Annotated in this window: 27 protein-coding genes; 13 read left to right on the top strand and 14 right to left on the bottom strand. The window is 63.2% G+C overall.

Translation table 11 applies throughout. From position 1 onward, the window contains the following. Nucleotides 1-95: 95 nt before the first annotated feature. The 5 genes from H681_RS13540 to H681_RS13520 all read left to right on the top strand — a co-directional run bounded on the left by H681_RS13540 (nucleotide 96) and on the right by H681_RS13520 (nucleotide 8453). Nucleotides 96-974: a hypothetical protein gene (locus tag H681_RS13540; protein ID WP_157883328.1), complete on the top strand. Its 879-nt coding sequence runs from the start codon at nucleotides 96-98 to the stop codon at nucleotides 972-974. A 63-nt stretch (nucleotides 975-1037) separates the two neighbouring features. Continuing rightward, nucleotides 1038-5576, top strand: coding sequence for a YadA-like family protein (locus H681_RS26425; RefSeq protein WP_157883327.1), 4539 nt, complete (start codon nucleotides 1038-1040; stop codon nucleotides 5574-5576). A 68-nt stretch (nucleotides 5577-5644) separates the two neighbouring features. After that, nucleotides 5645-6457: an OmpA family protein gene (locus tag H681_RS13530; RefSeq protein WP_015477434.1), complete on the top strand. Its 813-nt coding sequence runs from the start codon at nucleotides 5645-5647 to the stop codon at nucleotides 6455-6457. 194 nt (nucleotides 6458-6651) lie between these two features. Continuing rightward, nucleotides 6652-7608, top strand: coding sequence for a hypothetical protein (locus H681_RS13525; protein ID WP_157883326.1), 957 nt, complete (start codon nucleotides 6652-6654; stop codon nucleotides 7606-7608). A 212-nt stretch (nucleotides 7609-7820) separates the two neighbouring features. Further along, the gene (locus H681_RS13520) at nucleotides 7821-8453 is read left to right on the top strand and encodes a response regulator transcription factor (protein ID WP_015477432.1); all 633 of its coding nucleotides are present in this window, start codon (nucleotides 7821-7823) and stop codon (nucleotides 8451-8453) included. A gap of 86 nt (nucleotides 8454-8539) precedes the next feature. Here H681_RS13520 and H681_RS13515 read toward each other — a convergent pair whose 3' ends face one another. Next, nucleotides 8540-8905 carry a DUF3509 domain-containing protein gene (locus tag H681_RS13515; protein ID WP_015477431.1) on the bottom strand — a complete coding sequence of 122 codons (366 nt, stop codon included), beginning with the start codon at nucleotides 8903-8905 and terminating at the stop codon, nucleotides 8540-8542. A 508-nt stretch (nucleotides 8906-9413) separates the two neighbouring features. Here H681_RS13515 and H681_RS13510 point away from each other — a divergent pair. Both H681_RS13510 and galU read left to right on the top strand, forming a co-directional pair. After that, nucleotides 9414-9761 carry a LexA family protein gene (locus H681_RS13510; RefSeq protein WP_015477430.1) on the top strand — a complete coding sequence of 116 codons (348 nt, stop codon included), beginning with the start codon at nucleotides 9414-9416 and terminating at the stop codon, nucleotides 9759-9761. 220 nt (nucleotides 9762-9981) lie between these two features. Further along, nucleotides 9982-10821: a UTP--glucose-1-phosphate uridylyltransferase GalU gene (gene galU / locus H681_RS13505; RefSeq protein WP_015477429.1), complete on the top strand. Its 840-nt coding sequence runs from the start codon at nucleotides 9982-9984 to the stop codon at nucleotides 10819-10821. 65 nt (nucleotides 10822-10886) lie between these two features. On the opposite strand, the gene H681_RS13500 is transcribed toward galU, so the two are convergent. After that, complete coding sequence (locus tag H681_RS13500) at nucleotides 10887-11318, bottom strand: VOC family protein (protein WP_015477428.1); 432 nt, start codon at nucleotides 11316-11318, stop codon at nucleotides 10887-10889. Nucleotides 11319-11399: 81 nt separating this feature from the next. On the opposite strand from H681_RS13500, the gene gorA reads away from it, so the two are divergent. Beyond that, on the top strand, nucleotides 11400-12758 hold the full coding sequence (gene gorA / locus H681_RS13495; protein WP_015477427.1) for a glutathione-disulfide reductase: 1359 nt from the start codon (nucleotides 11400-11402) through the stop codon (nucleotides 12756-12758). Between the two features lie 78 nt (nucleotides 12759-12836). Here the strand turns inward: gorA and H681_RS13490 are convergent, their stop codons facing one another. Beyond that, nucleotides 12837-13835 carry a bile acid:sodium symporter family protein gene (locus H681_RS13490; RefSeq protein ID WP_015477426.1) on the bottom strand — a complete coding sequence of 333 codons (999 nt, stop codon included), beginning with the start codon at nucleotides 13833-13835 and terminating at the stop codon, nucleotides 12837-12839. A 95-nt stretch (nucleotides 13836-13930) separates the two neighbouring features. Then, on the bottom strand, nucleotides 13931-14266 hold the full coding sequence (locus tag H681_RS13485) for a hypothetical protein (protein WP_015477425.1): 336 nt from the start codon (nucleotides 14264-14266) through the stop codon (nucleotides 13931-13933). A gap of 133 nt (nucleotides 14267-14399) precedes the next feature. On the opposite strand from H681_RS13485, the gene H681_RS13480 reads away from it, so the two are divergent. Beyond that, a complete protein-coding gene (locus H681_RS13480; RefSeq protein WP_015477424.1) occupies nucleotides 14400-14873 on the top strand; it encodes an Lrp/AsnC family transcriptional regulator in 474 nt (157 codons plus the stop codon). A gap of 30 nt (nucleotides 14874-14903) precedes the next feature. On the opposite strand, the gene H681_RS13475 is transcribed toward H681_RS13480, so the two are convergent. Further along, nucleotides 14904-15410 carry a DUF1993 domain-containing protein gene (locus H681_RS13475; protein ID WP_015477423.1) on the bottom strand — a complete coding sequence of 169 codons (507 nt, stop codon included), beginning with the start codon at nucleotides 15408-15410 and terminating at the stop codon, nucleotides 14904-14906. Nucleotides 15411-15498: 88 nt separating this feature from the next. Beyond that, nucleotides 15499-16212 carry an endonuclease gene (locus H681_RS13470; RefSeq protein WP_015477422.1) on the bottom strand — a complete coding sequence of 238 codons (714 nt, stop codon included), beginning with the start codon at nucleotides 16210-16212 and terminating at the stop codon, nucleotides 15499-15501. 297 nt (nucleotides 16213-16509) lie between these two features. On the opposite strand from H681_RS13470, the gene H681_RS26420 reads away from it, so the two are divergent. Then, nucleotides 16510-16863, top strand: a complete 354-nt coding sequence (locus H681_RS26420) for a hypothetical protein (protein WP_157883325.1) — start codon at nucleotides 16510-16512, stop codon at nucleotides 16861-16863. Between the two features lie 4 nt (nucleotides 16864-16867). On the opposite strand, the gene H681_RS13465 is transcribed toward H681_RS26420, so the two are convergent. Further along, entirely contained in the window at nucleotides 16868-17053 is a 186-nt protein-coding gene (locus tag H681_RS13465; RefSeq protein WP_015477421.1) for a hypothetical protein, read from the bottom strand. 99 nt (nucleotides 17054-17152) lie between these two features. Beyond that, the gene (locus H681_RS13460) at nucleotides 17153-17458 is read right to left on the bottom strand and encodes a hypothetical protein (RefSeq protein WP_015477420.1); all 306 of its coding nucleotides are present in this window, start codon (nucleotides 17456-17458) and stop codon (nucleotides 17153-17155) included. A gap of 217 nt (nucleotides 17459-17675) precedes the next feature. Here H681_RS13460 and H681_RS13455 point away from each other — a divergent pair, with 217 nt between their 5' ends. After that, the gene (locus H681_RS13455; protein ID WP_015477419.1) at nucleotides 17676-18056 is read left to right on the top strand and encodes a hypothetical protein; all 381 of its coding nucleotides are present in this window, start codon (nucleotides 17676-17678) and stop codon (nucleotides 18054-18056) included. Nucleotides 18057-18246: 190 nt separating this feature from the next. Here the strand turns inward: H681_RS13455 and H681_RS13450 are convergent, their stop codons facing one another. The 4 genes from H681_RS13450 to H681_RS13435 all read right to left on the bottom strand — a co-directional run bounded on the left by H681_RS13450 (nucleotide 18247) and on the right by H681_RS13435 (nucleotide 22398). Beyond that, nucleotides 18247-18813, bottom strand: coding sequence for a flavin reductase family protein (locus H681_RS13450; RefSeq protein WP_015477418.1), 567 nt, complete (start codon nucleotides 18811-18813; stop codon nucleotides 18247-18249). A gap of 22 nt (nucleotides 18814-18835) precedes the next feature. Next, nucleotides 18836-19756 carry a bestrophin family protein gene (locus H681_RS13445; protein WP_015477417.1) on the bottom strand — a complete coding sequence of 307 codons (921 nt, stop codon included), beginning with the start codon at nucleotides 19754-19756 and terminating at the stop codon, nucleotides 18836-18838. A gap of 154 nt (nucleotides 19757-19910) precedes the next feature. Continuing rightward, nucleotides 19911-20786: a 3-hydroxyisobutyrate dehydrogenase gene (gene mmsB, locus H681_RS13440; protein ID WP_015477416.1), complete on the bottom strand. Its 876-nt coding sequence runs from the start codon at nucleotides 20784-20786 to the stop codon at nucleotides 19911-19913. Nucleotides 20787-20892: 106 nt separating this feature from the next. Beyond that, nucleotides 20893-22398: a CoA-acylating methylmalonate-semialdehyde dehydrogenase gene (locus tag H681_RS13435; RefSeq protein ID WP_015477415.1), complete on the bottom strand. Its 1506-nt coding sequence runs from the start codon at nucleotides 22396-22398 to the stop codon at nucleotides 20893-20895. 130 nt (nucleotides 22399-22528) lie between these two features. Here H681_RS13435 and H681_RS13430 point away from each other — a divergent pair, with 130 nt between their 5' ends. Next, the gene (locus tag H681_RS13430) at nucleotides 22529-23425 is read left to right on the top strand and encodes a LysR family transcriptional regulator (protein WP_015477414.1); all 897 of its coding nucleotides are present in this window, start codon (nucleotides 22529-22531) and stop codon (nucleotides 23423-23425) included. Between the two features lie 178 nt (nucleotides 23426-23603). Here H681_RS13430 and H681_RS13425 read toward each other — a convergent pair whose 3' ends face one another. Together H681_RS13425 and H681_RS13420 are read right to left on the bottom strand one after the other, a co-directional pair. Next, a complete protein-coding gene (locus tag H681_RS13425; RefSeq protein WP_015477413.1) occupies nucleotides 23604-24305 on the bottom strand; it encodes a YebC/PmpR family DNA-binding transcriptional regulator in 702 nt (233 codons plus the stop codon). Between the two features lie 163 nt (nucleotides 24306-24468). After that, entirely contained in the window at nucleotides 24469-25869 is a 1401-nt protein-coding gene (locus tag H681_RS13420; RefSeq protein ID WP_015477412.1) for an aminotransferase-like domain-containing protein, read from the bottom strand. Between the two features lie 171 nt (nucleotides 25870-26040). On the opposite strand from H681_RS13420, the gene H681_RS13415 reads away from it, so the two are divergent. Further along, nucleotides 26041-26814 (top strand): class II aldolase/adducin family protein, encoded by a 774-nt coding sequence (locus H681_RS13415; RefSeq protein ID WP_015477411.1) that lies wholly within the window; start codon nucleotides 26041-26043, stop codon nucleotides 26812-26814. The last annotated feature ends 49 nt before the right edge of the window (nucleotides 26815-26863 follow it).

Genomic DNA, 26863 nt, shown 5'->3' with positions numbered 1-26863 from the left:
AGATAATTCCTACAAATCGCTGATCCGATTCCGATACAAGCTAGGATGGCTTATTCATACGATACGGACATGTTCAACAAATCGTATCTGTAGTCATGAAAATTGCCCATTCTGCTGTCGAACCTCAGGAGTTTGGTTCGAGAATTTGGCAAGGAGTGTCGAAGCCTACACGCAATATTTTCCTGTCGTTGTCCGCTGTCTCTCAACTGCGCAATTCGGTCTTTGTCTGCCTGATGGCTTGTCTGCCGCTGGGCAGCGTCGCTTATGCAGCATCGCCCGCTGCGAGCCTGGCGCAACAGGCCCACCAGTTGCTGCTCAATGGCGAGAATGAAGCAGCAGAGTCCACGCTGCAGCAGGCAGCGGACATTGATCGTGACGAGCCTTCAGTCATCTTCGAGCAAGCCTTGCTGGACGATGTGGCCGGTCGGCATGACAAGGCCCGCAAGGGATACGACCGGTTGCAAACGGGGCCTCTGGCCAGGGCTGTCGCAGTACCCTCCGCAGTGAATCTCGTCGCCCTTGACCAGTTCGCGCAAGCCAAGAAGGCCTTCGTCACGTTGGCCGCCAGTCAGGATGCGTACGAAGCTGGCTACGCCCAGCTGTGGCAGCTCTGGCTGACTGCACGGACGCGCAATGGCAATTCTGCCGTTCACCGCGCGAAGCTCGCCGAAGCGGCATCCCATGTCCATGCCGCTTCCCCTCAGCAACATGCCATCACCGAACTCTACGCCGGCAAGGGCAGTGTCGACGCGGTATTCGCCGCTATCGACAGCATGAACCTTGCCGACCCGCTGCAACGGCGCAATGCGCGTACCGAGGCTGCGTTCTTCGCTGGCGGCTATCTGCAATACGTTCGCCGTGACTATCCCGCCGCGATGCGCCTGTATCAGCAGGAGCTGGCGCAGCCCAGCCCTTCGATCGAGCGGCCACTTCTTGAGAAGGCGCTCGCCACGCTGTCTGTCGCAGCTCGCTAAATCTACTTAATCCCTTTTAGCCCACGCAATCCGACTCGTTCAGGTCGGGGGAGTTGTATCGCCATGAATAAGGTTTATCGACTGGTCTGGAATGTCACGCTCAATGCCTGGGTGGTAGCAAGCGAAATTGCCAAGGCACACCGTAAGGGTGGGAGTCGTGCGGCTCAAGTCGCTAGTGCTACTGCGGCTGTGGTGCTTGCGATGGCGGGAGGGGAGGCGGAAGCCTATACCGTGGATCCCGCATATCTTCTGAATCCCGGCACGGCAGCCTCCGATGGCGGCCAGGTCAACAACACCGCATTTGGGGCCGGTGCCCAGGCGTCCGGGGCAGGCTCGGTGGCGATTGGCAGTTCCGCGATAGCGACCTCCATTAACAGCGTGGCTCTGGGGGCAGGTTCGGTGGCCAGCACAAATGCTGGAGTTGCAGGCTACGATGCCAAGACTGGCGTGGCTTCCACCAGCGCAGGCGCTACCTGGCGCAGCACCCTGGGGGCATTCAGCGTGGGCGATGCTGCCAATGGCAAGACTCGCCAGATCACTGGCGTGGCTGCCGGTATGCAGGCCACTGACGCCGTCAACATCGCGCAGCTCCAAGCCGCGCAGACGCATTACTACAGCGTCAACGACGGCGGGACTGTGAGCGGCAACTACAACAACGATGGCGCCACGGGCGCGAATGCGCTCGCTGCCGGCGTGAAAGCCGCGGCCGGTAGCCAAAAAAGCATTGCCATCGGTTACGACGCACAGGCCAGTGGCACCAGTGGCGACGCGATTGCCATTGGCTCCGGTTCCAGGACTACCGGCGACCAGGCTGTGGGGATCGGTAAATCCGCTGCTGCCAGCGGAGGCAGCTCCGTGGCAATCGGATCGGCAGCGACTGCTACGGGAGGATCCAACGTTGCCATTGGCAATAACGCATCGGCGACGATCGGCGGCTGGGCTACGGCGCTAGGCTTTGGCGCAAAGACGACCGACACCGCGGCAGCGGCGCTGGGCTACAACGCGCAGGCGGGCTACTACGGCACCGCACTCGGCGCAATTGCTGTAGCGGGCAATAATGCGACGGCGGTGGGCACCAAGACGACCGCCAGCGGAAGCGCGTCGCTGGCCGCAGGCTATTCCGCGAACTCCTCCGGACAGTATTCCACGGCCGTCGGCCCGTACGCCAAGGCATCCGGCCAGGGCAGCACGGCGCTGGGCGGCAACTACCAATTGGGGGCCAATGCGGTTTCGGAAAATAGCGTTGCGCTCGGCTCCGGTTCGGTTGCCAACGTGAACAAGAATGTCGTGGGCGTTGATCCGCGGACCGGCTTGGCCTCGACTAGCGTGACCCCTGTCTGGAAGAGTACGACTGGCGCGGTAAGCGTGGGTGATGTCGCCAACGGAACTACCCGCCAGATTGTCAGCGTGGCAGCCGGCACGGCCGACTCCGATGCGGTCAACGTGGCGCAGCTGAAGTCTGCCACCACGCACTACTACAGCGTGAAAGACAACGGCACGACCGGCGGCAACTACGCCAACGATGGCGCCACGGGGACCAATGCACTTGCCGCCGGCGTCAACGCAGTCGCATCCGGCCAAAGCGCCGTTGCGGTGGGACTGGGAAGCAACGCTGCGGCGCAGGACTCCGTTGCCGTGGGCCACGCTGCGCAGGCTACCGTGGACAATGGTGTGGCGCTGGGTTCCGGGTCCGTCGCCAGCACGGGCGGCGGTATAGCGGGTTATGTTCCGTCCGGCATAAGCGCCGCGGAATCCGCAGCCATCAATGCGACCACGAGCACTGTAGGTACCGTGTCGGTTGGCAACGCCGGCAGTGGTGTGTTCCGTCAGATAACAAGTGTGGCAGCAGGTACGGCCGATAGCGATGCGGTGAACGTGGCACAGCTCAAGGGTGTGGATGTCAAGGCAAGCGCCGGCTGGAATTTGCAGGCTAACGGTGGCTCCGCTACCAATATTGGCCCAGGTGACACTGTGGACGTCGTGAATGGCAATAACATCAATGTCACGCAGAGCGGCAACGAGCTCACTATTGCCACCGCAGACGATGTGAATTTCACCTCGGTGACCACTGGCAACACGAGGATCGATACCGACGGCCTGGCCATCGCTGGCGGCCCGAGCATCACTGCGTCCGGCATCGATGCCGGCGGCCTGGTGATCTCGAACGTGGCGCCGGGTGTGGCGGGTACTGATGCGGTGAACGTAGACCAGTTGAACGCACAGGGCGACGAACTGACCGCAAAGGGCCTGACCTTCGCCGGTAATGAAGGTCTCGATGTACACCGTGACCTGGGCGAGACCCTGGCTATCACCGGCGAAGCCAGCACCACCGGCAGCTACTCCGGTGCGAACCTGAAGACCGTGACCGATCCGCTGACCGGTGCGATCCAACTGCAGATGGCCGAGTCGCCGAAGTTCGGCAACGTCACCGTCAACGCCGATGGCTCGGGCAGGATCACGGGCGTGACCGCCGGTACCAATGACACCGATGCGGTGAACGTCAGCCAACTGGGTGCCGCCACCGCCGATGCGGTGATGTACGACGACAGCACCCACAACACTGTGACCCTGGGTGGCGACACCTACAACACCACCACCAAGCTGGGCGGCACCCGTATCAAGAACGTCGCCGCCGGTGTGGACGGTGGCGACGCGGTGAACGTCGACCAGCTCAACGACATGGGTGGCGAACTGACCGCCAAGGGCATGGACTTCCTCGGCAACGACGGCAACATCGCGCATCGTGACCTGGGTGAAACCCTGACCATCCGTGGCGAGGGCAGCACCGCGGGCAGCTACTCCGGTGCGAACCTGCAGACCGTCGTCGATCCGCTGACCGGCACCATCGGCATGCAAATGGCCGAGTCGCCCAAGTTCGGCAACGTCACCATCAACGATGGCGGTAGCGGCAAGATCACCGGTGTGACCGCCGGTACCGATGACACCGATGCGGTGAACGTCGGCCAACTCAAGGACGTGAAGGATCTCGCTTCGGCCGGCTGGAGCGTCAGCGATACGAACGGCCACAGCGCTAATATCGGTGCGAACGGCAAGGTCACCTTCAAGGGCGACAGCAACATCGGCGTTGCCCAGAACGGTGTGGACCAGGACGGCCAGATCGCCGTTACCCTCAGCCGTGACCTGGATGTCGACAGCGTCACTGCAGGCGATACCGTCATCAACAATGCCGGCCTGACCATCAAGAATGGCCCGAGCGTGACCATCAACGGCATCAGTGCCGGTGGCAAGAAGATCACCAATGTCGCTAACGGCGAGGTGAGTGAAACCAGTACTGATGCGGTGAATGGTTCGCAGCTGTTCGCCCTGGGCAGTCAGCTCACCAACATCGATGGTCGGGTTACCAACATCGAGGGCAGCATCACCAACATCACCAACGGTGGTGGCATCAAGTACTTCCACGCCAACTCGACCAAGGACGACTCGTCTGCCTCTGGCGCGAACTCCGTAGCCGCCGGTCCGGCTGCTGTTGCCAGCGGTGCCGGCTCCGTCGCTATGGGCGACGAAGCGAAGGCAACCGCCGACCAGGCAACTGCTGTCGGTGCCAACGCCAGCGCATCGGGGACTGGTGCTTCGGCCTTCGGCAACAACGCCACGGCCGAGGGCAATGGTTCGCTGGCGATGGGCGACGGCGCCAAGGCGACCAAGGAGAAGAGCTCGGCCATCGGCAGCGGCGCGCAGGCTACGGCCAGGAACGCTGTTGCCCTGGGTGCCGACTCGATTGCCGATCGCGAAGACAGCGTATCCGTTGGCAGCAAAGGCAAGGAGCGGCAGATCACCAACGTCAAGGCGGGCGTAGAGGACACTGACGCAGTGAACGTCGCCCAGCTCAAGGGCGTCAGTGGTGCAGTCAGCAACCTCGACAACCGTGTCACTCAGGTTGACAGCCGCGTGACCAAGGTCGAGGGCGATGTCAGCAATATCCAGAACGGCACCGACGGCATGTTCCAGGTGAACAACACTTCCAACCTGCCGAAGCCGAAACCGACTGGCCGGGATGCGGTCGCCGGTGGGGCAGGGGCCGAGGCATCCGGAGCCAACGGCGTGGCCATCGGTACCAAGTCCAAGGCTGCGGGTGAAAACTCGGTTGCGATGGGTAATGGTGCCAGCGCATCGGCGAGGAACTCGGTCGCCGTGGGCGCCAACTCGGTGGCCGATCGCGACAACAGCGTGTCGGTCGGCAGCGCGGGCAACGAACGGCAGATCACCCATCTGGCAGCCGGCAGGGCGGACACCGACGCGGTGAACGTTGGCCAGTTGACCAGGAGCCTCGCTGACGTGACCAACAACGCCAACTCCTACACGGACAGCCGTTATGCCCAACTGAAGAACGACCTGAACAAGCAGGATGACGTGCTCAGTGCGGGGATCGCCGGAGCCCTGGCCCAGGCAAGCCTGCCGCAGCCGTACTCCCCGGGGGCCAGCATGGCGGCAGCGGGCGTGGGCAACTACCGCGGTCAGTCCTCACTGGCGGTGGGCGTGTCGCGGATCTCCGACAACGGCAAGTGGGTCACCAAGCTGCAGGGTAACGCGGATACCCAGGGCGAAGTCGGTGTGTCGGTCGGCGTCGGCTACCAGTGGTAGTCCTTCGGTGAGTGAGCGGGCCCGGTACAGGCCGGGCCTGCCGAACAGCAGGATTCGAGAGAAATATCATGAGCAATGTGAATGTTTGCAATGGCCTTCGCCTGGCGCTGGCCACCTTTTCGATGCTGGCGATAGCGGCCTGCACCAGCACCATCAGTGATGTCGATAAGAAGGGGCGCACCAGTTCACCGGTGTTCCCGGTCATGGTTGATGCCACTCGACCGGACGGCAGCTATGTCAACCTGGAAAACCTCGGCAAGATCGCCAATGGCATGACCAAGGCACAGCTCCGCGAGCTGATTGGCCCGCCGCAGTTTTCCGAGGGTATGTTCGGTGTGCGAGAGTGGGACTACATCCTGAAATTCCGCCAGCCCAACGGCGCGCCCGACAAGGTATGTCAGTACAAGGTGCTGTTCGACGACGACATGATCGCGCGCTCGTTCTATTTCCTGCCCCAGGACTGCATGCAGGCGAACAGCGAGGCGAACCATGAAGTTGCGCCAGCGGCGGACAAGGTAGAGCAGGTCACCCTGTCTGCAGATGCCACCTTTGCTTTCGGTAGTACGGAACTGCTGCCCCGAGGCCGCGCCGCACTCTCCGAGCTGGCGAAACACCTGGAGTCGCGCGAGGTTGCCAGCATCAACATCGTCGGCCACACCGATCGTATCGGTAGTTCGTCGCGGAACATGGAGCTGTCGCGCAAGCGTGCCGCTGCCGTGCGTACCTATCTCATCGGGCAGGACATTCCAGCTGACATCATCAGCTTCGACGGTCATGGCGCCGCCGAACCCCTGGTCGAGTGTCCGGGCGCCAGGTCCGCCGCGGTAGTCGATTGCCTGGCTCCGAATCGACGGGCAACAGTGACGATCGTTTCCAGATAGCTCCGTATGGGGGCGGGATGGAACGATCCCGCCCCCGAGTTCCCAGTCTTCCAACTGCACCCTGCTGGCCCAGGCAGCGTCCATCGGCGCTGCTCATCGATCGATACCCGGTCATGCACAAGGAGGTGATGCAGTACGCCCCGGTTTCAACTCGTGGTGCTGGCAAGCATTCATTCGCTCCATAGGTGACATGCATGAGTACGAAATCTCTTCTGGCTCCGATGATTCTTCTGCTGGTGAGTCTTGCCGGCTGCGATATCCACCAGGCGCCTTCAGTTGCCACGGCTCCCCAGCGCAATCTTGTGAGCATTCCGGCCTTGCCGATCATTCAGGAGTCCGTCTTCGCCCTGTCACCGACCTTTGGCGGGCAGCGCAACACCGAAGCGATGACACAGGTCTGCGGTCTGGCGCGTGGTGAGTTGAAACAGGAACAGGTGGATGCCTTCCTGAAACAGCAGAAGCTGGACCCGGCGAAGTTGCCGAAGCAGGGTAGTTCCCTCTCTTTGCTGGTGAACGGCGACAAGGCTGCCCAGGCGACTGCCTGTGCCGCCTACCTGGCTACCACGGTGCTATCGCCGGTCGATGCCGGTGAGTTCATGCACAGTGTCGTGCCGCCGGCCGCGCAGTCCGAACTTGCGTCCGAGGACGGGAAGGGCAAGGGCGCGGAAAATTTCGGCAACAGCGCTGCGAACAAAGCCGCACAGCCAGTGCTGCAGATCGATAGCAAGAGCCTTGCTCTGGTGCTGCCGATCAAACTGGCCGAGGCGCGTGCCAACGCGGATGTCTTCGCCCTGATCGCCGCAGAATTGCAGCGCCATCCAGGCCTCACCGTGGACCAGTACCGCGAACTGTCCCAGCAGTTGTTCAGCCGACTCGCACCCGTGTATCTGGATCGCATCAAGGCCCAGATGCCGCCCGCGAACGGCTCGTTCAAGCTCATTGCGCTGGATGCCGACAGGTTTGCCTTCACCAGTTCGACCGGCAATGTCTTCGAGTTCGGTATCGATGGGCTGCTGCTGCGCCAGAACGGCGTGGTCTGGTACGGGCAGGGCAAGCTGCTGGGCAGGGACTATCCCCTGCAGGTCGCCTACTTCCCCGAAGAGGTGAAGAAGTTGCTCGAACCGTCCGCCCAAGGGAAGAGCGGCTCGTGATTCGATGGTTCGCGAGAAAACACGTTCGCGCGTTGTAGGTTAGGGGCTGTCGGGGGCAACGAGTCTTCTTCTTCAGGGTGGGGAATCGAAAGGGAAGCGACGTTGCTCCAACCGGTGAGTCAGGCGACAGCTGCGGTAGGAAGCCACTGTCAGAAGTGTGGCATGTGCATGCCACTGCTGGAGTGTCATGACAGCTCTTACAGGAAGTGTGCATGAACATTCGAGTGATACTGGCCGATGACCATCCCGTGGTCATATTCGGCTTGCGGCAGATACTGGGGGCCACTCGGGGCATATTCGTCGTGGCAGAGGCCACAAACCCGAAGGCGCTGATGGAGCAACTGGAAAGGGTGCCATGCGATGTACTGGTAACGGACTTCTCCATGCCCAGTGACGGAAGGCCCGATGGCCTTGTCATGCTGAAGAGCATTTGCAGCATGTTCCCTGACGTCCGGGTGATCGTTCTGACCGTGTTGGATAATCCGGGCTTGGTGACAAGTATGTTTCGTGCCGGTGCTGCTGCCGTCGTGCACAAGCGTAATGACCTGATGCGGCTTCCGGAAGTGGTCACCGCGGCCTATCAGCAACGACTTGCCAGGTTGCAACCCGAAGTCTGGGGCTTTGCCACAGAGCGGGTGGGTGAGTTCGAGAATCCGATCAGCCCGCGTGAGCTCGAGGTAGTGCGGCTCTTTGCGAATGGCATGTGCATGACGGAAATCGCCTTGCACTTGAGTCGGAGCATCAAGACCGTCAGCACGCAGAAGAGCAGCGCGATGAGAAAGCTGGGATTGACCGCCGACGCGGAACTGTTTGCCTATGCCCAGAAGCATGGGTTGGTGTCTTGAGCACGGAGGTAATCGGCTGTTCCGGAGGAGCATGATGCGCGTGTCATGCTTGAGGCCGCACCTGCTGTGCAGCGGGGGCGGCCGGCTCATGCGCTCAGGTGCGCCAAGGCTCGCAGTTTTTCCCCGGCGTTCACGATGTGACGCTTGCGTAGCGGCTCGGATGACTCGCGGAAGTTCTGCAGTTGAACCGGATCCTTGAAGTGATCTGCATCGGCCGCCTGCAGCGGGCCTTCTTCGGTCGCAAGATCCCGGCGAATACGGCTGACCAGGCTGTCCAGCAATTGCGCATCGTGCTGCTCATCGATCTGAACGACACGGCAGGCCACTTGCCCGCCTGCAGAATCGTTGAGTGTCATGATGAGGTTGCCATCCGGCCGTGAGCTGAACGCCACCTCGAACTCCGGAAACTGACGACAGAGATAGCGTGTGGCGGGAAGTCGTTCGATCTTCATGGCAGCGTCCTCGGCAATGAGTGATGGAATCCATCCGTACTCTTTGCAGGAGATCGTTGCAGGTGGCGTACCAAGGGTGATGGTCGAGAAAAGCCTTTCAGATCATGGGTCTGAAGGGGCTGATTGAAAAATGCGTCGTGCAGCTTGCAGGAATAACAGTGAATCGCCGGGCAATTTGCACGATCATCGAGATCAATGAGGAATCGGGTTCTGCCGCGTTGTGGTGGCCGGTTTTGCCTTGGGTTTCTGCAATCGAGCCCGTCGCATGGGAACTCGCAGAATCGCCCACAGCGTCACCACTGCCAGCAGCAGCCAACCCAGGATCATGAGAGTCACGAACGTGCCCGGATTCATATCGAATGTCCTCGCCCCTTGCTAAGGGTAGACCACCACGGATTACGTCGCGCCCTTTCGATTGAGTGCCTGTGGGGCTCGAGGTTCCGGTAAATGGCTTGAACGTCAGGTTTCTATCTGATATCTGTATGTATATACAGTATTGAGGTGAGCCATGCACCAGGTATCGGAATCCGTCCACAACACCGTACCCACGCACCCGCAGCGGATGCCATCCCACACATACATAGTGCGTGCGCATGGCGATGGCATGACGGGGGCGGGGATTCATCACAACGACCTGCTGCTGGTCGATCGATCGGAGTTGGCAACGGCAGGAGATATCGTTGTTGCGGAGCTCAATGGAGAAGCGTTGATTCGCCGATTGGCAATCATCGAAGGTGCTTTTGTCCTGTTGCCAGCCAGTGATTGCTTTCCGTCCATCAAGGTTCGTGAGGGGGACGAGTTGACGATCTGGGGTGTGGTACGGCGGCGCCTGCCAGTAGAGAGCGCCGGCTGGTGACAGGCATGCCTGTCCGGGAGCTGGGTGCGATACTGACTTTTTGCCATTAGCGGCGAACTCGGGGCCGGGGCTATTGTCAGATTCGCTGCCGCCGGCCTTCGAAGCGGGTTCGCAAATGCTCGTAGGAGCACGCATCGCCGCTTGCCGGGGCATTGTAAGGTGGCTGCAGCCTGATTAGACTGCGCGCAATTCGCACCCCTGTCCCCCTCGAAGGACTCCCATGATCAAGAAATGTCTGTTCCCGGCCGCTGGCTACGGTACCCGCTTCCTCCCGGCCACCAAGGCCATGCCCAAGGAAATGCTGCCGGTGGTGAACAAGCCGCTGATCCAGTATGCAGTGGAGGAGGCCCTGGAAGCCGGCCTCGGTGAAATCGGTATCGTGACTGGCCGTGGCAAGCGTTCCCTCGAAGACCACTTCGATATCAGCTATGAGCTGGAACACCAGATTCGCAACACCGACAAGGAAAAGTACCTGGTCGGTATTCGCCGCCTGATCGACGAATGCACCTTCTCCTACACCCGTCAGATCGAGATGAAGGGCCTGGGTCACGCCATCCTGACTGGCCGTCCTCTGATCGGTGACGAACCCTTCGCCGTCGTGCTGGCGGATGACCTGTGTCTGAACCTGGAGGGCGACAGCGTCCTCAAGCAGATGGTCAAGCTGTACAACCAGTTCCGCTGCTCCATCGTGGCGATCCAGGAAGTGCCGCCGGAAGAAACCAACAAGTACGGTGTGATCGCTGGCGAGATGATCCGCGACGATATCTATCGCGTGAACAACATGGTCGAGAAGCCGAAGCCCGAAGAGGCTCCGTCGAACCTGGCGATCATCGGTCGCTACATCCTGACGCCGGACATCTTCGACCTGATCGAGCAGACCGAGCCGGGCAAGGGCGGTGAGATCCAGATCACCGACGCCCTGATGAAGCAGGCCCAGGACGGTTGCGTGCTGGCGTACAAGTTCAAGGGTAAGCGTTTCGACTGCGGTAGCGCCGAGGGTTACATCGAGGCGACCAACTTCTGCTACGAGCACCTCTACAAGACGGGCAAGGCCTGGTAAGTCCAGGGCCCTTTCCGGTTCGTCGAAAGCCACCTGCGGGTGGCTTTTTCGTTTCCGGGTGTCCGTTACATCGACTGCGGAATCGGCATGGCTTCTGAGCCCGGGCCCAGCGGTTGGCCGTAGCTGAACTCGACGTAGTTGCCGGCTGGGTCGCGCAGGCCACAGTAGTAGCCCACCGGATAAGGCTCTTCCCGCGGGGCCCAGATCAGGCAGCCCGCATCCTGTGCTTCCTTGGCGATCCGGTCCACTTCCGCGTGGCTGTCGACGGCGAAGCCGAAGTGACTGTAGTCATCGCTGGCCAGGTGACGCGCCGCGCCGCCTGGCATGATGACGAAGATGAAGCTGTGCTCCTTGCCCGGCTCGGCCATCCAGACGATCCGCGAGCCCTTGCCTTCGCGCTGGTGGATGATGCGCATGCCGCAGAAGTGTTCGTAGAACGCGACACAGGCGTCCAGGTCGGGAACGTGCAGGGCCAGGTGAGTCAGGTTCGGTCGCATGGGATGCCTCCTTCGGTTCCTGGCAGGATAGGTCAGGCTGTATAGGGTATGCTGCCTCGCATATTCACGCGGAGAAGCATGATGTCTTTCGATTTTGACCTGTTCGTCATCGGCGCCGGTTCCGGCGGTGTGCGCGCTGCGCGTTTCGCCGCGGGCTTCGGTGCGCGGGTCGGTGTCGCGGAGAGCCGCTACCTGGGCGGCACCTGCGTCAACGTCGGCTGTGTGCCCAAGAAGCTGCTGGTCTATGGCGCTCACTACCAGGAAGACTTCGAGCAGGCGGCGGGTTTTGGCTGGACGGCCGGGGGCGCGAAATTCGACTGGCCGACCCTGATCGCCAACAAGAACCGCGAAATTCATCGCCTCAATGGCATTTACCGCAACCTTCTGGTCAACAGCGGCGTAACGCTGCTGGAAGGTCATGCCCAACTGCACGATGCGCACACGGTTGAAGTCGACGGGCAGCGCTTCACGGCCAAGCACATCCTGCTTGCCACCGGCGGCTGGCCACAGCTGCCGGACATTCCCGGCAAGGAACATGCGATCACCTCCAACGAGGCATTCTTCCTCGAACAGCTGCCGCGTCGCGTGCTGGTGGTGGGTGGCGGTTACATCTCCGTGGAGTTCGCCTCGATCTTCCACGGCCTGGGCGCCCAGACGACCTTGCTGTATCGCCGTGACCTGTTCCTGCGCGGTTTCGACCGCAGCGTGCGCGAGCACCTGCGCGATGAACTGGTCAGGAAGGGGCTGGATCTGCAGTTCAATGCCGATATCGCCCGGATCGACAAGCAGCCCGACGGTACGCTGCTGGCCACTCTCAAGGATGGTCGGGTACTGGAAGCCGACTGCGTGTTCTACGCCACCGGTCGCCGACCTATGCTGGACAATCTCGGCCTGGAGAACGTCGCGGTCGAGCTGGATGATCGCGGCTTCATCAAGGTGGACGAGGCATATCGCACCAGCGAGCCTTCCATCCATGCCATCGGCGATGTCATCGGCAAGGTGCAGTTGACGCCGGTCGCGCTGGCCGAGGGCATGGCAGTGGCGCGGCATCTGTTCCGCCCGGCGGAATACCGTCCGGTGGACTACAAGTTGATTCCGACCGCCGTGTTCAGTCTGCCTAATATCGGCACTGTCGGCCTGACCGAGGATGAGGCGCGCAGCGCCGGCCACAAGGTGAAGCTGTTCGAGAGCCGCTTCCGCCCGATGAAGTCGACGCTGACCGAGAGCCAGGAAAGAGCCCTGATGAAGCTGATCGTCGATGCCGACAGCGACAAGGTGCTGGGTTGCCACATGGTTGGTCCGGAGGCCGGGGAAATCCTCCAGGGGATCGCCATTGCGCTGAAGGCCGGGGCGACCAAGCGGATCTTCGATGAAACCATCGGTATCCATCCGACGGCGGCGGAGGAGTTCGTCACTCTGCGTACGCCGGTCGGGACCTGATCGCCACAGCAGGAACGAAAAAGCCGGTGCACTGCACCGGCTTTTTCGTGGGTGGCGTCTCGCCCCGGACAGGCGCCGTCAGTTGGCGCGCTCCAGTTGGGTGTGAGTGCTTTCCTGGCGCTGGGCATAGCGCTGGGCGAGTACCGCGCAGACCATCAGCTGGATCTGGTGGAACAGCATCAGCGGCAGCAGGATCACCCCGACGGTGCTGCTGGCGAAGAGTACCGAGGCCATCGGTACGCCGGTCGCCAGGCTCTTCTTCGAGCCGCAGAAAACGATGGTGATGCGGTCTTCCAGGGAGAAGCCGAGGTAGCGACCGAGCAGATTGGTGGAGATCAGCGCCAAGGCCAGCAACACGCAGCAGGCGACCGTCAGGCCGGCCAGCGCGGGCAGCGGGATCTGGTGCCAGAGGCCTTGGATCACGGCAGCGCTGAAGGCGGTGTAGACCACCAGCAGGATCGAGCCCTGGTCGACGTAGCGTAGCACCGGCTTGTTGCGCTCGACCCAGGCGCCAATCCAGGGGCGCAGCAGTTGGCCGGCGATGAAGGGCACCAGCAGTTGCAGGGTGATCTTGCCGATGGCGTCGAGGGTCGACATGCCGGTTTCGCCCTGGGTGCCGAGCAGCAACTGCACCAGCAGCGGAGTGAGGAACACGCCCAGCAGGCTGGACGCCGAGGCGCTGCAGATCGCCGCCGGCACGTTGCCGCGCGCCAGCGAGGTAAAGGCGATCGACGATTGCACGGTGGCGGGCAGGGCGCACAGGTAGAGCATGCCCAGGTACAGGTCGGGCGTGACCAGCGGCGACAGCACGGGTTTGAGGGCCATGCCGAGGATCGGGAAGAGGATGAAGGTGCAGGCGAACACCAGCAGGTGCAGGCGCCAGTGGGTGGCGCCGGCGATGATCGCCTGGCGCGACAGCTTGGCGCCGTGCAGGAAGAACAGCAGTGCGATGCCCAGGTTGGTGACCCAGCCGAAAATCACCGCCACCGTGCCTTCGCAGGGCAGCAGGCTGGCGGCCGTCACGGTGGCGATCAGCGCCAGGGTGAAGTTGTCGGGAAGCAGGCGTGGGCGAGCCATAGGCACATCTCTCATGTTGTTGTGTGACAGACCACCAGGGTCAGGCTCGCACTCTAGCCAGGGAGGAAAGTGCCGGCTAACGCCAGATGGCCAGATTATGTCGCCGAGCGGACAGTTCGCGGTTCATCGACATGAAGGTCGACCGAGCACACGCTGACCATCCCGCGCATGCGTTGGGCGATCACCTCGGCGCGATACCGGGGCAGGGTGTTCACTCGTAACGCGATATCCAGCCATTCCTCCCGCCGTGAGGCCTTGACCTCCACCGGTACATGGCCTTGCAGGGCGAACTGGTTGAGCAGTCGGCAAAGGATGTCGGCGTCGATCTCGGCGCGGATCAGATAGTGGACATCGGCAGCGGCTTCGGTCGGAACCGGGCGATCCTGGGAAACCAGGGAAAAGTCGGGAAGGGTGAGTGCGGGAAGAGTCATGGCAGCCGGTCGCTCGGGTAGGAAGTGTGGACGATTGTGCAGGGCGCCCGAGGGATTTATTTGCCTGTTTTCTGCTTGCCTGATGAGATTTATGCATTGATGATTCTTTGTATTGATTTTTGGAGAATCATTAATGCTGGTTTCCCTGGATGCCCAAGACAAGAAGATCCTCGCCCTGTTGCAGGAGGAGGCGACGCTTTCCACCGCCGAGATTGCCGAGCGCATCGGGCTGTCGCAGTCGCCGTGCTGGCGCCGGATTCAACGGCTGAAGGATGAAGGCGTGATCCGCAAGCAGGTGACTCTGCTGGATCGCAAGAAAATCGGCCTGAACACTCAGATATTCGCCCAGGTGAAGCTCAACGCCCACGGGCGCAATCACCTGACGGACTTCGCCCGGGCCATCGGCGAGTTCCCCGAGGTGCTCGAGTGCCATGTGCTGATGGGTGCGGTGGACTTCATGCTGCGCATCGTCACCGAGGACGTGGATGCCTACGAGCGCTTTTTCTTCGAGCGGCTGTCCCAGGTGCCGGGCGTCCAGGAAATCAACTCCATCGTGGCACTCTCGGAAATCAAGTCCACCACCAGCCTGCCGCTGCCGCGCGGCTGACGGGCGCCGGGAGGACCGGCGCCCGGACGATCACACGCCGCCGAGGTAATCCATCTTGCCGACTTCCACGCCGTTGTGACGCAGGATGTCGTAGGCGGTCGTGACGTGGAAGTAGAAGTTCGGGTTGGCGAAACCGAGCAGGAAATCGGCGCCCTTGAAGCTGATCTCGCGGGTGCGCAGCTTCAGTTCGATGGTGCGGTTCTCGGCGCCTTCGAATTGCTCGGGCTTGAGGGTCTTGAGGAAGTCGATGGTCTTGGTGATTCGTGCCTGCAACTCTTCGAAGGTGGTTTCCTCGTCGGCAAAGTTCGGCACGTCGACGCCGGCCAGGCGCGCACCGCAGCCCTTGGCGGCATCGCTGGCGATCTGCACCTGGCGCGCCAGGGCGAACATGTCCGGCGCCAGACGGGCGTTGATCAGGATGGAGGGGTCGATGGACTTGGCTTCGGCATGGGCGGCAGCCTTGGCGAGGATCGCCGAGAGATTGCCAAGCATGCGGATGAAGACGGGAACGGAGGCCTGGTAGATCGAGAAGGACATGCTGCGTACTCCAGACAGGAAATAGGGCGCTCGCCACGCGGGACGGCTGTCGGAGTCTAGTGCCGGGCCCGCGTGCTGTCGCCTGGCTTCAGCGCTCGGCGACTCGGGGCGAGGGGCAGCGACTGATGTCGATCTCGCCGACGTAGGGATTGCCCCAGCCCATCACGCAGCCAACCATCTGGTTGCGCTGGCGCTCCCAGGTTTCCACCGGGTATTGCTTGCTCCATGCGGTGTACAGCTGGCGGTCCTGCTTGGACAGCCTCAGGCCGTAGCGGTCGCTCATGTAGAAGTAGGTGCGGGCGATCATCCCGCGAATCTGCGGACGGGGCATCGCCTTGCGCGCCTTGAAATCCACCACCATCGGACAGGCGCCGTACTGCGAGGGTTTCTGCGACAGCCAGCCGAAGCTGTAGTTGGCGCGGTCGCCGTTCACCTCGCCGATGCTGGGCACCAGGTTGTGCAGGTCCGCTTCGGCCTTCTGGTATACGCGGTCGTTGCGCGAACAGTTCTTGCGACCGCCACTCTGCCAGCATTGGCGCTGGTGGCCGATCGCCCAGGCCGGGACGATGTGCTCCCATTCGATGCGTGATGCGCGACTGGCATTCTTGCGCGGGGTATAGCCGCAGCTCTTGAGGTCGACCTTGGTACCGCTGTAGCGGCAGCCGCAATAGAACTCCACCGACTGCCGGGCGTAGAGCTTGCGACCGACCTTCTTGGCTTCCTCGAAGGTGCGCGGGGCGGCGGCAAAGGCAACGGCGGGAATGGTGAGAATCAGCAGCAGGGACAGGCAGCGTCGGAACATTAGGTATTCCTTACGAAATTAGCTGCATCTTACTGATTAAGAACGAGTTGCCAATCGTGGCAATCGAATGGCAAGGCTGCGTTGGGCTTGCCGGGCGGAGGTGTTGGACGAGTGGTGTGGGTTTGCGGCGCCGGGAGGGTTGCGATCAGCAATGTTTTTTAATTTTAAGGATTAATTATTTATCATAACTATATGAAATAAAACATATTATTTTATAGATGTAGACTGAAAATTGATCTACGCGGTCCCCGGAGGGATTGATATGCTGAAACCTTTCCAGTCATCCCGGAGCATCCCATGAATGGTCCCGCAAGCGTGGCGCTCATTGCCTGCTGCGCCTTGGCGGCACCGGTGCTGGCCCAGCAGCAATTCCCTGGCGAGCAGCCCCGCTACCCGCGACAGTCCTCGTCTCAAACGCAATGGCAGCCATCGCCGCCGACGATTCAACGGATCTATGTCAGTCCGGGGGCCAGTGGCAGCGTGAACAGTTCGTCGAGCTGGCAGCGCTATGACGGATACGGTGGCGTGCAGGTGCCGCGCGGCTATGGTGAGTCGCATTCGGGCACGGTGATCATCGATCAATCCGGAGGGGGCATCCGGCAGAGCGTCGAATACCCCAATGGCGCGGTATACCCGCCCACGCGGCCCTGATGGGTCAGTCGGTCCGGTCGTCGCGGGTCAGGCGGGATTTGCGCAGGCCGCCGTGGCTGTAGAACAGCCCGGTGTCGCCGCGCCAGTGGAACAGTGTGGCCAGAAAAGCGGAGCTGATGCGGCCGACGTCCCAGCTGCGCAGTTTGCGGTAGGCCCAGTGCCAGCTGTCGGCATTCGATGAGTTGCCCATTGAATCGTCCTTGATTCGGGAAGCGGGAATGCAGGGGACATTAGTGCGCGGGACGGGGCTGCGCAAGTTTCCGCTCCCGCGCACAGCCCAGCGGCAGGCTCAGCTGGCCGCAACCTCCTCGACATACTCCTTGAGCCAGCGCAGCACGTCCACGGCCTCCCAGCGGCTGGGGTCGAACATCGCGTACGCCTGCCCCTGGTACCCGACCACATCCAGCGGACGGTGATAGCCGGCGCGTTGCAGCAGCGCCTCGATCTCGGCGAAGCAGGTGTTGAAGTGCGTGCGGCTGAAAGGGGTCTTCCCTTCGGTGACCAAACCTTCGAGGAGCAATTCCTCGACGGCTTCGCGCACGTCATCGATGGCCATGTGGTTCACGGTGTACTTCAGCTGATGGATACTCACCATCGCTCTGCTCCTCAGAGGGCCCGGCCCTCGTTATACGGCGTTCCGCAGTTTCGGCGTGTCGCGCCTTTCGTCGTCGTTGAGTGAATATTCTCAAAATACTGTATGCATGAACAGTATCTTGTGATTACTATTACCTCGCTGTCTGACTGAATCCAAGGAAGCCCTGTGCTGCCGGAACGCTGGCAAGGGCCCGTCGACGAATGAGGAGGGTGTAGCGATGCTGGGAAAACTGATGGCGTGCTCGATGCTGGCGGTACTGGCTGGCTGCGCGGAACCACCGATGGACGTGCCCAGGGCCAATGGCGCCTATCTGATCATCGAAGGCCGCGAGGCCTGGGCGGTGCTGATCGCCGACGGCAAGCGCATCGAGGAGCGCGGCACGGTACATGACGCCATTCGCCTGCCGAAGGAGCGTTCCAGCATCGCGGCCAGCTACGTGATCGATACGCCCAACTGCGGCCGGCTGCAGTGGCTGACCGAGGCGGAAGGTGATTCGATGGTGCGCCTGACCCCCGGTGCCGATGAGCAGGATCTGTCCGCCTGCCGGATCAGCGGTGGCCTCAGCCGGGTCTGGACGGCGCTGGATTACTCGAGCTGACGACGCTTCGTCGGGCGACGGAATTTGTTGCAATTGGGGCTGAGGTCTTCACGTTTTTTTCACAAGTGCGAGGGGAGTATGGTTCTCAGCTAAAGGATTAGCTCCCCAATGAAAAAGCCCGCGCATACGAGCGGGCTTTTTTATGCCTGTCATTCGGCCCGGCATCACCGCCGGCTGTCGCGGCGAGGGATCAGTCCCGCGCAACCTGGAAGGCTTCGCCAGTGGCGAAGAAGGCGCCGCCAGCCTGGTAGTGAATGGTGCGCAGGTCGTCGTTCGGGAAGTGCCAGCGACCGTTGGAGAAGGCGCGTTCGTCAGCATAGGCGGCGATGACTTCGGCGATGAACAGGTCGTACTTCTCCTGGTTGTTCGGTTCGCTGATCACCTTGCATTCCAGATAGGCCACGCAGCCATCGACGATTGGCGCCTCGATCTGCCTCGCCCGCGAGGTGCGGATATCCAGTTGTTCGAACTTGTTCATCTCACCGCCATTGCTGGAGCCGACCGCCAGGGTCAGCTCCGCCTGCCGGCGCGACGGCAGCTGGATGGCGAAGACCCCGGAGCCTTCCACCAGGTGGCGCGACCAGGTGTTGCGATCGAGTACCAGCAGCAGCTTGGGCGGGTCGAAGTCCAGCGGCATGACCCAGGCCGCGGCCATCACGTTGGCGACACCGTCGTGCTCGCTGGTGACGAGCGTGCTCGGGCCGTGGTTGAGCAACAGGTAGGCCTTGGCCAGCGGCACGTCTTTCAGGTGACTCATCGGTTGTTCCTCGGGGCCGGGATCAGAGCAGCAGGCCGTTCACCGGTTGCAGCGGTTCGGGCAGGGGTGTCTCGCCGAGGATTTCCAGCACGGCGATTTCCAGGTTGCGGCTCATGGCGTCCAGCGGCAGGTCGTTGGGTTGGGTGTCGAACGGATTGGCGATCTGGTCGCCCAGGGCGTCCAGGCCGAAGAAGGTGTAGGCCAGCACGCACACCGCCAGCGGGGTGAACCAGCCAATGCTATCGACCAGGCAGAACGGCAGCAGGAAGCAGTAGACGTGGACGATGCGGTGCAGCATCAGGATGTAGGGGTAGGGAATCGGTGTGTTGTGGATCCGCTCGCAGCCGCCGAGCACGTAGGAGAGTCGGGTCATCTGCTGGTCGATGGCGGCCAGGGTGATGTCGCCGGCGCCAGTCTCGCGGGCGTGTTCGGCGAAGCGCTGGCCGATGCTGGCCAGCAGCGCGTTGGTCGGGGTGGGAGTGGCGTCCAGGGTGGCGGCTTCGTCGGCGCCGAGCAGGCGGCGCATGTCCTCGCTCTGCGGGTTGCCGCGCAGATGGTCGCGCAGCACATAGGCAAAGGCGATCAGCGGGTTGCACAGGTGGCGGCGGGCCGCCGGGTCGAGATCGGGCAGCAACGAACGGGTCTGCCGGGCCAGGTTGCGGGTCACGATCAGCAACTCGCCCCACAGGGTGCGCGCTTCCCAGAACCGCTGGTAGGCCACGTTGTTGCGAAAGCCCAGGAAGATGGCCAGCGTCAGACCCCAGAGCGTGAAGGGCGTGGAGGTGATGACCACCTTGTAGTGGTACAACGTGCCGTGGGTGGCTACCACCAGCGAGCTGAGCAGCACGGTGTAGAGTACCTTGCGCCAGATGGCCGGGATGATCGAGCCCTTGAGCGAGAACAGCAGGACCCAGAGCGTCGGGGTTTGCGGGCGGAGGATCATGCGGCGGTTTCCGGTCGGGCGGAGCGCGCATGATAACGGAGATAGGCAGGGGGCTGGGGCCCCTTGTAGGAGCGAGCTTGCTCGCGAACCTCCTCGCTGCGGGGCTGTTCGCGAGCAAGCTCGCTCCTACGAAAAGTGCCCGTTGAGGAGCGGCTCAGCCCTGCTCGTACAGCTTCACAATGGCTGAGAAATCCAGTTGGCCGTTGCCCTGGTTGCTGAAAGTCTGGAACAACTGCTGGGCCAAGGCGCCTAGCAGCACTGGCTGGCGCACCTGGCGCGCGGCCTCGCTGGCCAGGCCCAGATCCTTGAGCATCAGGTCGGTGCCGAAGCCGCCGCTGTAGCCCCGCGCCGCCGGGGCGCCGGTGAGCGGGTTGTTCACCTCCGAGCTCCAGCAGCGGCCGCTGGAGGTGTTGATGATGCCGGCCAGCACGTCCGCGTCCATGCCCAGCTTCACGCCCAGGGACATGGCTTCCGCCACGCCGATCATGGAGATGCCCAGCAGCAGGTTGTTCGCTACCTTGGCCACCTGGCCGTTGCCGGTGCCGCCGCAGTGCACGATGTTCTTGCCCATCGCAGCCAGTGCCGGGCGGGCGCGCTCGAAGTCGGCCGGCTCGCCGCCGACCATGAAGGTCAGGGTGCCGGCTGCCGCGCCGGCGGTACCGCCGGAAACCGGTGCGTCGAGCATCGGGTTGCCATGAGCCAGGGCGGCGGCGGATACCTCGCGAGCATTCAGCGGGTCGATGGTGGACGAGTCGATCAGCAGCACGCCCGGCTGCACGTTGGCCAGCAGGCCGTCTTCGCCGAGGAAGACCTGTTTCACGTGGGCGGCGGCAGGCAGCATGGTGATGATCACCTCGACGTCATCGCGGGCCACTTCGGCGGGCGAGGCGAGGGCGCGGGCGCCGAGGGCGACGGCCGCTGCCACGGCCTTGGCGGAGAGGTCGAAGACGCTCAGGTCGAAGCCGGCCTTGAGCAGGTTGGCGGCCATGGGGCCGCCCATGTTGCCGAGTCCGATGAAACCGATGCGCATGGGGTTGTCCTCTTGTTCTGATGGTCGGGCGCGAAAGACGTCTCCGCCCAGGCCCGGGCCAGCATCCTTGCTGAGTCCGGGGTGGCTGGGGCGGGTAGGCGGGGGCTTACTTGAGGTGGATGGTGGTGTTCACCGCACCGCCGACTTCGTTCTCGTCGAACCAGCGCTCGGTGACGGTCTTGGTCTGGGTGTAGAACTGCACCACCTGCTTGCCGTACGGCCCGAGGTCGCCCAGCTTGGAGCCGCGCGAACCGGTGAAGGAGAACATCGGTACCGGCACCGGGATCGGCACGTTGATGCCGACCTGACCGACGTCGATCTCTTCCTTGAAGTGCCGCGCGGCGGCGCCGGAGCGGGTGAACAGGGCGGTGCCGTTGCCGTTGGGGTTGGCGTTGATCAGCTCGATTGCCTCGTCGAAGGTCTTCGCCGACACCACGCAGAGCACCGGGCCGAAGATTTCCTCGCGGTAGATGGTCATCTGCGGGGTGACCCCGGAGAAGACGGTCGGGCCGACGAAGTTGCCCTTGGCGTAGCCGGCGACCTGCGGGTTACGGCCGTCCAGCTCCAGCTTGGCGCCTTCCTGGACGCCGCGTTCGATCAGGCCGCTGACACGGTCCAGCGCTGCACAGGAAACCAGCGGGCCGACATCGGTATTGGCTTCGGTGCCACCGCTGACCTTGAGGCTCCTGGCCTTGGCCACCAAGTCGGGAATCCATTCGTTGGCCTCGCCAACGAGAATCGCCACCGACAGGGCCATGCAGCGCTGCCCGGCGGCGCCGAACGCCGCGCCAGCGATGGCGTTCAGGGTCTGCTCCTTGTTGGCGTCGGGCAGCACGATGGCGTGGTTCTTCGCCCCCATCATGCACTGCACGCGCTTGCCGGCCTGCGAGGCGCGGTTGTAGACGTGGGTGCCGACGCGGGTCGAGCCGACGAAGGAGACGGCCTTGATGTCCGGGTGATCGCAGATCGCGTTCACCACGTCCGGGCCGCCGTGGATGACGTTGAGCACGCCCGGCGGCACGCCGGCTTCATGGGCCAGCTCGACCAGGCGCATGGTCACCATCGGGTCCTGTTCGGACGGCTTGAGGACGAAGGTGTTGCCGGTAGCGATCGCCATCGGGAACATCCACAGCGGGATCATCGCCGGGAAGTTGAAGGGGGTAATCCCGGCGCAGACGCCGATGGGTTGCAGCAGGGTGAAGGTATCCACGCCGCCGGCCACGTTGTTGGCCAGCTCGCCCAGCTGCAGGTTGCCGATGCCGGCCGCGTGCTCGACCACTTCCAGGCCGCGGAACACGTCGCCCTCGGCGTCCGGCAGGGTCTTGCCCTGTTCGGCGGTGAGGATCGCCGCCAGCTCCTTCATGTTCTCGCGAATCAGTTGCTGGTACTTGAGGAAGATGCGCGCGCGGGCGCCGATGGGGGTCTTCTTCCAGGTCTTGAACGCGGCCTTGGCGCTGGTCACGGCGCGGTCGACTTCCTCGGCGGTGGCGAAGGGCACGCGGGCGAGGACTTCCTGGGTGGCGGGGTTGATCACATCGCGCCATTCGGAGGTGGTGGACTCGACGGGCTTGCCGTCGAGGAACAGTTTGACGGTCGGGGCAGTTGCGGTCATCGGGATTCTCCCAGCCTGTGGCTTTTTTGTTGTCTGGATCGATCCTAACAGTGCATTTTTGATGTACTCAATGCGGTGATGTGCAAGTATGGTCTGCGTTTTTGCACATTCGAGGTGCGCTGAGGCTGACATGGACTGGGACAACCTGCGGTTTTTCCTCGAGCTTTCCCGCGCCGGCAAGCTCACCGTTGCCGCCCGTCGACTGGGCGTGGACCACACCACGGTCGCCCGTCGTCTGCAGGCGCTGGAGAAGAGTATTGGCGCGCAACTGCTGGTGCGCGAGCCGGGCGGCTACCGGTTGACCGAAGCCGGCCACGGCCTGCTGCCCCAGGCCGAGGCGATGGAGAGTGCCTGCAAGGTGATCGAGAAGCGCCTGGCGGGAACCGAGGACAATCTCTCCGGCAAGGTGCGCATCGGCGCCACCGAAGGCTATGGCTCGACCCTGCTGACCTCGCAACTGGTGGAGCTGAACCGGCGCCACCCGCACCTGGGCGTGGATCTGCTGGCGGTGCCGCGCGCGTTGCAGCTGTCGCGCCATGAGGCGGACATCGTGATTACGCTGGAGCGCCCTGGCCGCGGGCCTTACATCATCACCCGGCTGACCGATTACGTGCTGCGCCTGTATGCCTCGAAGGACTATCTGGCCGAGCGCGGACCGATCCGCAATCGCGACGATCTGCGCGAGCATGCGCTGGTCGGATACGTCGATGACCTGTTGTACAGCAAGGAGCTGCAATACCTCGACGAGATCGGCCGGCCGTTGCACATGGCGCTGCGCTGCACCAGCATCCTCGCCCAGCAACGCGCGGTGGCGGAGGGTGCGGGGCTGGCGATCCTGCCGGCATTCGCCGCAGCCGAGGACTCCTCGTTGCAGCCGGTGCTGGCGGGGGAGATCGAGTTCGTGCGGACCTTCTGGATGCTGATGCCGACCGAGCTCAAGGACATCGCGCGGATGCGCACCACCTGGGATTTCCTGCGGGAGAAGGCGGAGGGGAGCCAGGAGGCGTTGATGGGGCGGGGAATGTAGGGCGCATAAATCGGAACGATTTATCCGCCGGGTGCTCTTGTAGGAGCGAGCTTGCTCGCGAACCCGCCTCACGCCCGCCATTACGGGTAACCTTGGTTCGCGAGCGAGCTCGCTCCTACAGTTCATGCACACGCTGAATGAAAACGGGCAGCCCATTGGCTGCCCGCTTCGTTTCGTCTTACGCCAGGCCGACGTAGAGGTTCTGCACGTCGTCGTTGCCGTCCAGGGCATCGAGGAAGGCTTCGACCTCTTCCAGCTCCGCGCCGGACAGGCTGACCGGGTTCTTCGCCTTGTAGCCGAGCTTCGCCGAAGCGACGGTGAAACCGTGCTCGGGCAGGGCGCGGCAGACGGCGTCCAGATCGGTGGAGTCGGTGAGGAACAGGGTGTCGCCGTCTTCCTCGCCCGGCTCGAAGTCCTGGGCGCCGGCTTCGATGGCGGCCAGTTCAGGATCGGCGTCGGCGCTGGTCGGGGTGGCCTCGACCATGCCCAGGTAATCGAAGTCCCAGGCTACCGAGCCGGAAGCGCCCAGCTGGCCCTTGCGGAACAGCACGCGGATTTCCGCGACGGTGCGGTTCACGTTGTCGGTCAGGCACTCGACGATCACCGGCACGCGGTGCGGGGCGAAGCCTTCGTAGACCACGCGCTCGAAGCTGGCGCCGCCGTCCAGCAGGCCGGCGCCTTTCTTGATGGCGCGCTCCAGGGTGTCGCGGGGCATCGAGGCCTTCTTGGCCTGCTCGACGACCAGGCGCAGTTTCGGGTTCATGTCCGGATCGGCGCCGTTACGCGCGGCGATCATGATTTCCTTGGACAGTTTGCCGAAGATGCGGCCCTTGGCGTTGGCTGCGGCTTCTTTGTGTTTGGCTTTCCACTGGGCGCCCATAGTGATCTCTAGCTGGCGGTGACTGATGGGCGGCAAGTCTAAGGGCTGGCGCGCCCGCTGGCGATATCTGACAGACCGGCGAGGCTTTTGGTAGGAGCGAGCCTGCTTGCGAACAGGGTTTCAGGCGGCTCCGCTGTTGGGCGGTTCGCGAGCAAGCTCGCTCCTACAGGTAGCCTTCTCCCTGGGCGGAGAGGAATGCGTACAGCCGTTCATCCAGCGAATGCGCAACGTTGAAACGCATCCACGGCACGCTGCGGCCATCGGGCATGAACAACTGGCCGGGGAACAGCAGGATCTTCGCTTCCTTGGCGCGGCTGGCGAGCAGGGTGGCGTCGTCCACCGCGCGGTGCCGGGCCCAGAGGAACAGACCGGCGCGGGGCTCGTGGAAGATTTCCAGGCCGGCGGACTCCAGGCGCCGCGCCACGCTGTCGTGGGCCTCGCTGAGCTGGTCGCGCAACTGCTTCACGTGCTTGCGATGGCGACCCTGCAGGAGGATGTCCAGGGCCAGGGTTTCGGTGAGCTCCGAGCTGGTCAGGCCGCTGACCATCTTCAATGGCACCAGTTCCTCGATCAGCTCCGGGTGGGCGGCGATGAAGCCGGTGCGCAACGCCGGGGCGATGACCTTGGACAGGCTGCCGATGTAGATCACCCGCGCCAACTGGTCGAGGTTGGCCAGCAGTAGTTGGCCGGCGGGGTCGAGGTCGGCATAGATGTCGTTCTCGACGATGAGGAAATCATACTTCTCCGCCAGTTGCAGCAGGCGGTGCGCGGCGGCCAGCGACAGGCTGCCACCGGTGGGGCTCTGCAGCCGCGCCTGGGTGAAGTAGACCTTGGGGCGATGTTCGCGGGCCAGTTGTTCCAGGCGGTCGAGGTCCAGGCCGTCGGCGCTGCGCGGTACGCCGAGCAGCTGCGCGCCCTGCAGGCGCAGGTTGAGGAACAGGTTGTGGTAGCCGGGCTCGTCCACCAGCACCGGGTCGCCGCGCTGCACCAGGTAGCGCACGGCCAGGTCCAGCGCCTGGCTGGCGCCGGCGGTCAGCAGGATCTGTTCGGGGCTGGCCGCCACACCCGCATCGCCCAGGCGGTCGGCGAGCTTGCCACGCAGCCTGGGGTTGCCCTTGCTGTGGCCGTAGTTGCCGAACTGTGTCGGCTCCTCCCGCGCCAGGCTGCGCAACCCGCGCAGCAGGCCTTCGCCGTCCAGCCAGTGCTCGGGCAGCAGGCCGACGCCGGGGCGCAGCTCCATGCCCAGTGGCTGGAACACCTTGTGCAGCAGCAGGTGGGCGTCGAAGTCGAACTCCGGCGGCGCCTCGCTGCCGGTGCTGTCCTCGACCAGCGGGCCGCGTACGTAGAAGCCGGCGTTGGGTACGGCGTTCAGGCAGCCGCGTGCCACCAGCCGGTCATAGGCCTCGACCACGGTGAAGTGGCTGACGCCGTTGGCCTCTGCGAATTTGCGGATCGAAGGCAGCTTGGCGCCGGGGCGCAGGCGTTGCTCGTCGATGGCCTGGGCGATGCCTTCGACGATCTGGATGACCAGGGGAATGTCCGAGGTGGGGTCGAGCAACAGCATCCGAAGGTCCGATTCTCGTGGGGAAGGATCTGTACAGGTCCGCGGACCATAACAGCACTGCAATTTCTGCGTTGTCCCTGTGCATGGTGCGGGCCGGGCGTGCCCAGCACACTTGGTCCCAGACGGCGGCAAAACGCCGCACAGCCTGAACAAGAACAAGGGACAGCCGTCATGCGTGACACAGCTTACAACATCGATCCATCGAGCATTTCCGCCGAAGAGTGGCAGGCCCGCTGCGACCTCGCCGCTCTGTACCGGCTGATCGCGCACTTCCGCTGGACCGACCACATCGACACCCACATCTCCGCGCGGGTGCCGGGCGAGCCGGGCCATTACCTGATCAACCGCTACGGCGTGCTGTTCCACGAAATGCGCGCCTCCGACCTGGTGAAGGTCGACCACGCCGGCGACGTCATCGACCCGCGCTTCGGCCCGAAAAGCGTCAATCGTGCCGGCTTCAACATCCATTCCGCGGTACACGCCGCCCGCGAGGACGTGGCCTGCGTGATTCACACCCACACCGCCGCCGGCATCGCGGTATCTGCCCAGGAAGAGGGCCTGCTGCCGATCAGCCAGCACGCGCTGAAGTTCCACGACCGCCTGGGCTACCACGACTACGAAGGCATCGCCCTGGACCCGGACGAGCGCTCCCGCCTGGTGCGCGACCTGGGTGGCCACATGGTGATGATCCTGCGCAACCACGGTCTGCTGGCCACCGGCCGCTGCATCGCCGAAGCCTTCAACCAGATCTACTTCCTCGAACGCGCCTGCCAGGCACAGGTCCAGGCCCTGGCCGGCGGCCGCCAGTTGCGCTATCCGCCGCAGGCCGTGTGCGAGCGCGTCGCCGTGCAGGAAGAGGAAGCCCTGGCCGACGGCCTGCACCTGCTGGCCTGGGAGTCGGCCCTGCGTCTCATCGCGGAGGGCGAGGCCGACTATCGAAGTTAAGTGCAACGGGGCGCAACTGCCCCGGTCATCGTGCTCCGGCCCGCAGAGG

This window comes from Pseudomonas sp. ATCC 13867 (genome assembly GCF_000349845.1).
In the GTDB taxonomy this organism is placed as follows: Bacteria; Pseudomonadota; Gammaproteobacteria; order Pseudomonadales; family Pseudomonadaceae; genus Pseudomonas.
The sequence above is the reverse complement of the archived record's forward strand: the minus strand, read 5'-3'. Positions and strand labels throughout refer to the sequence as shown.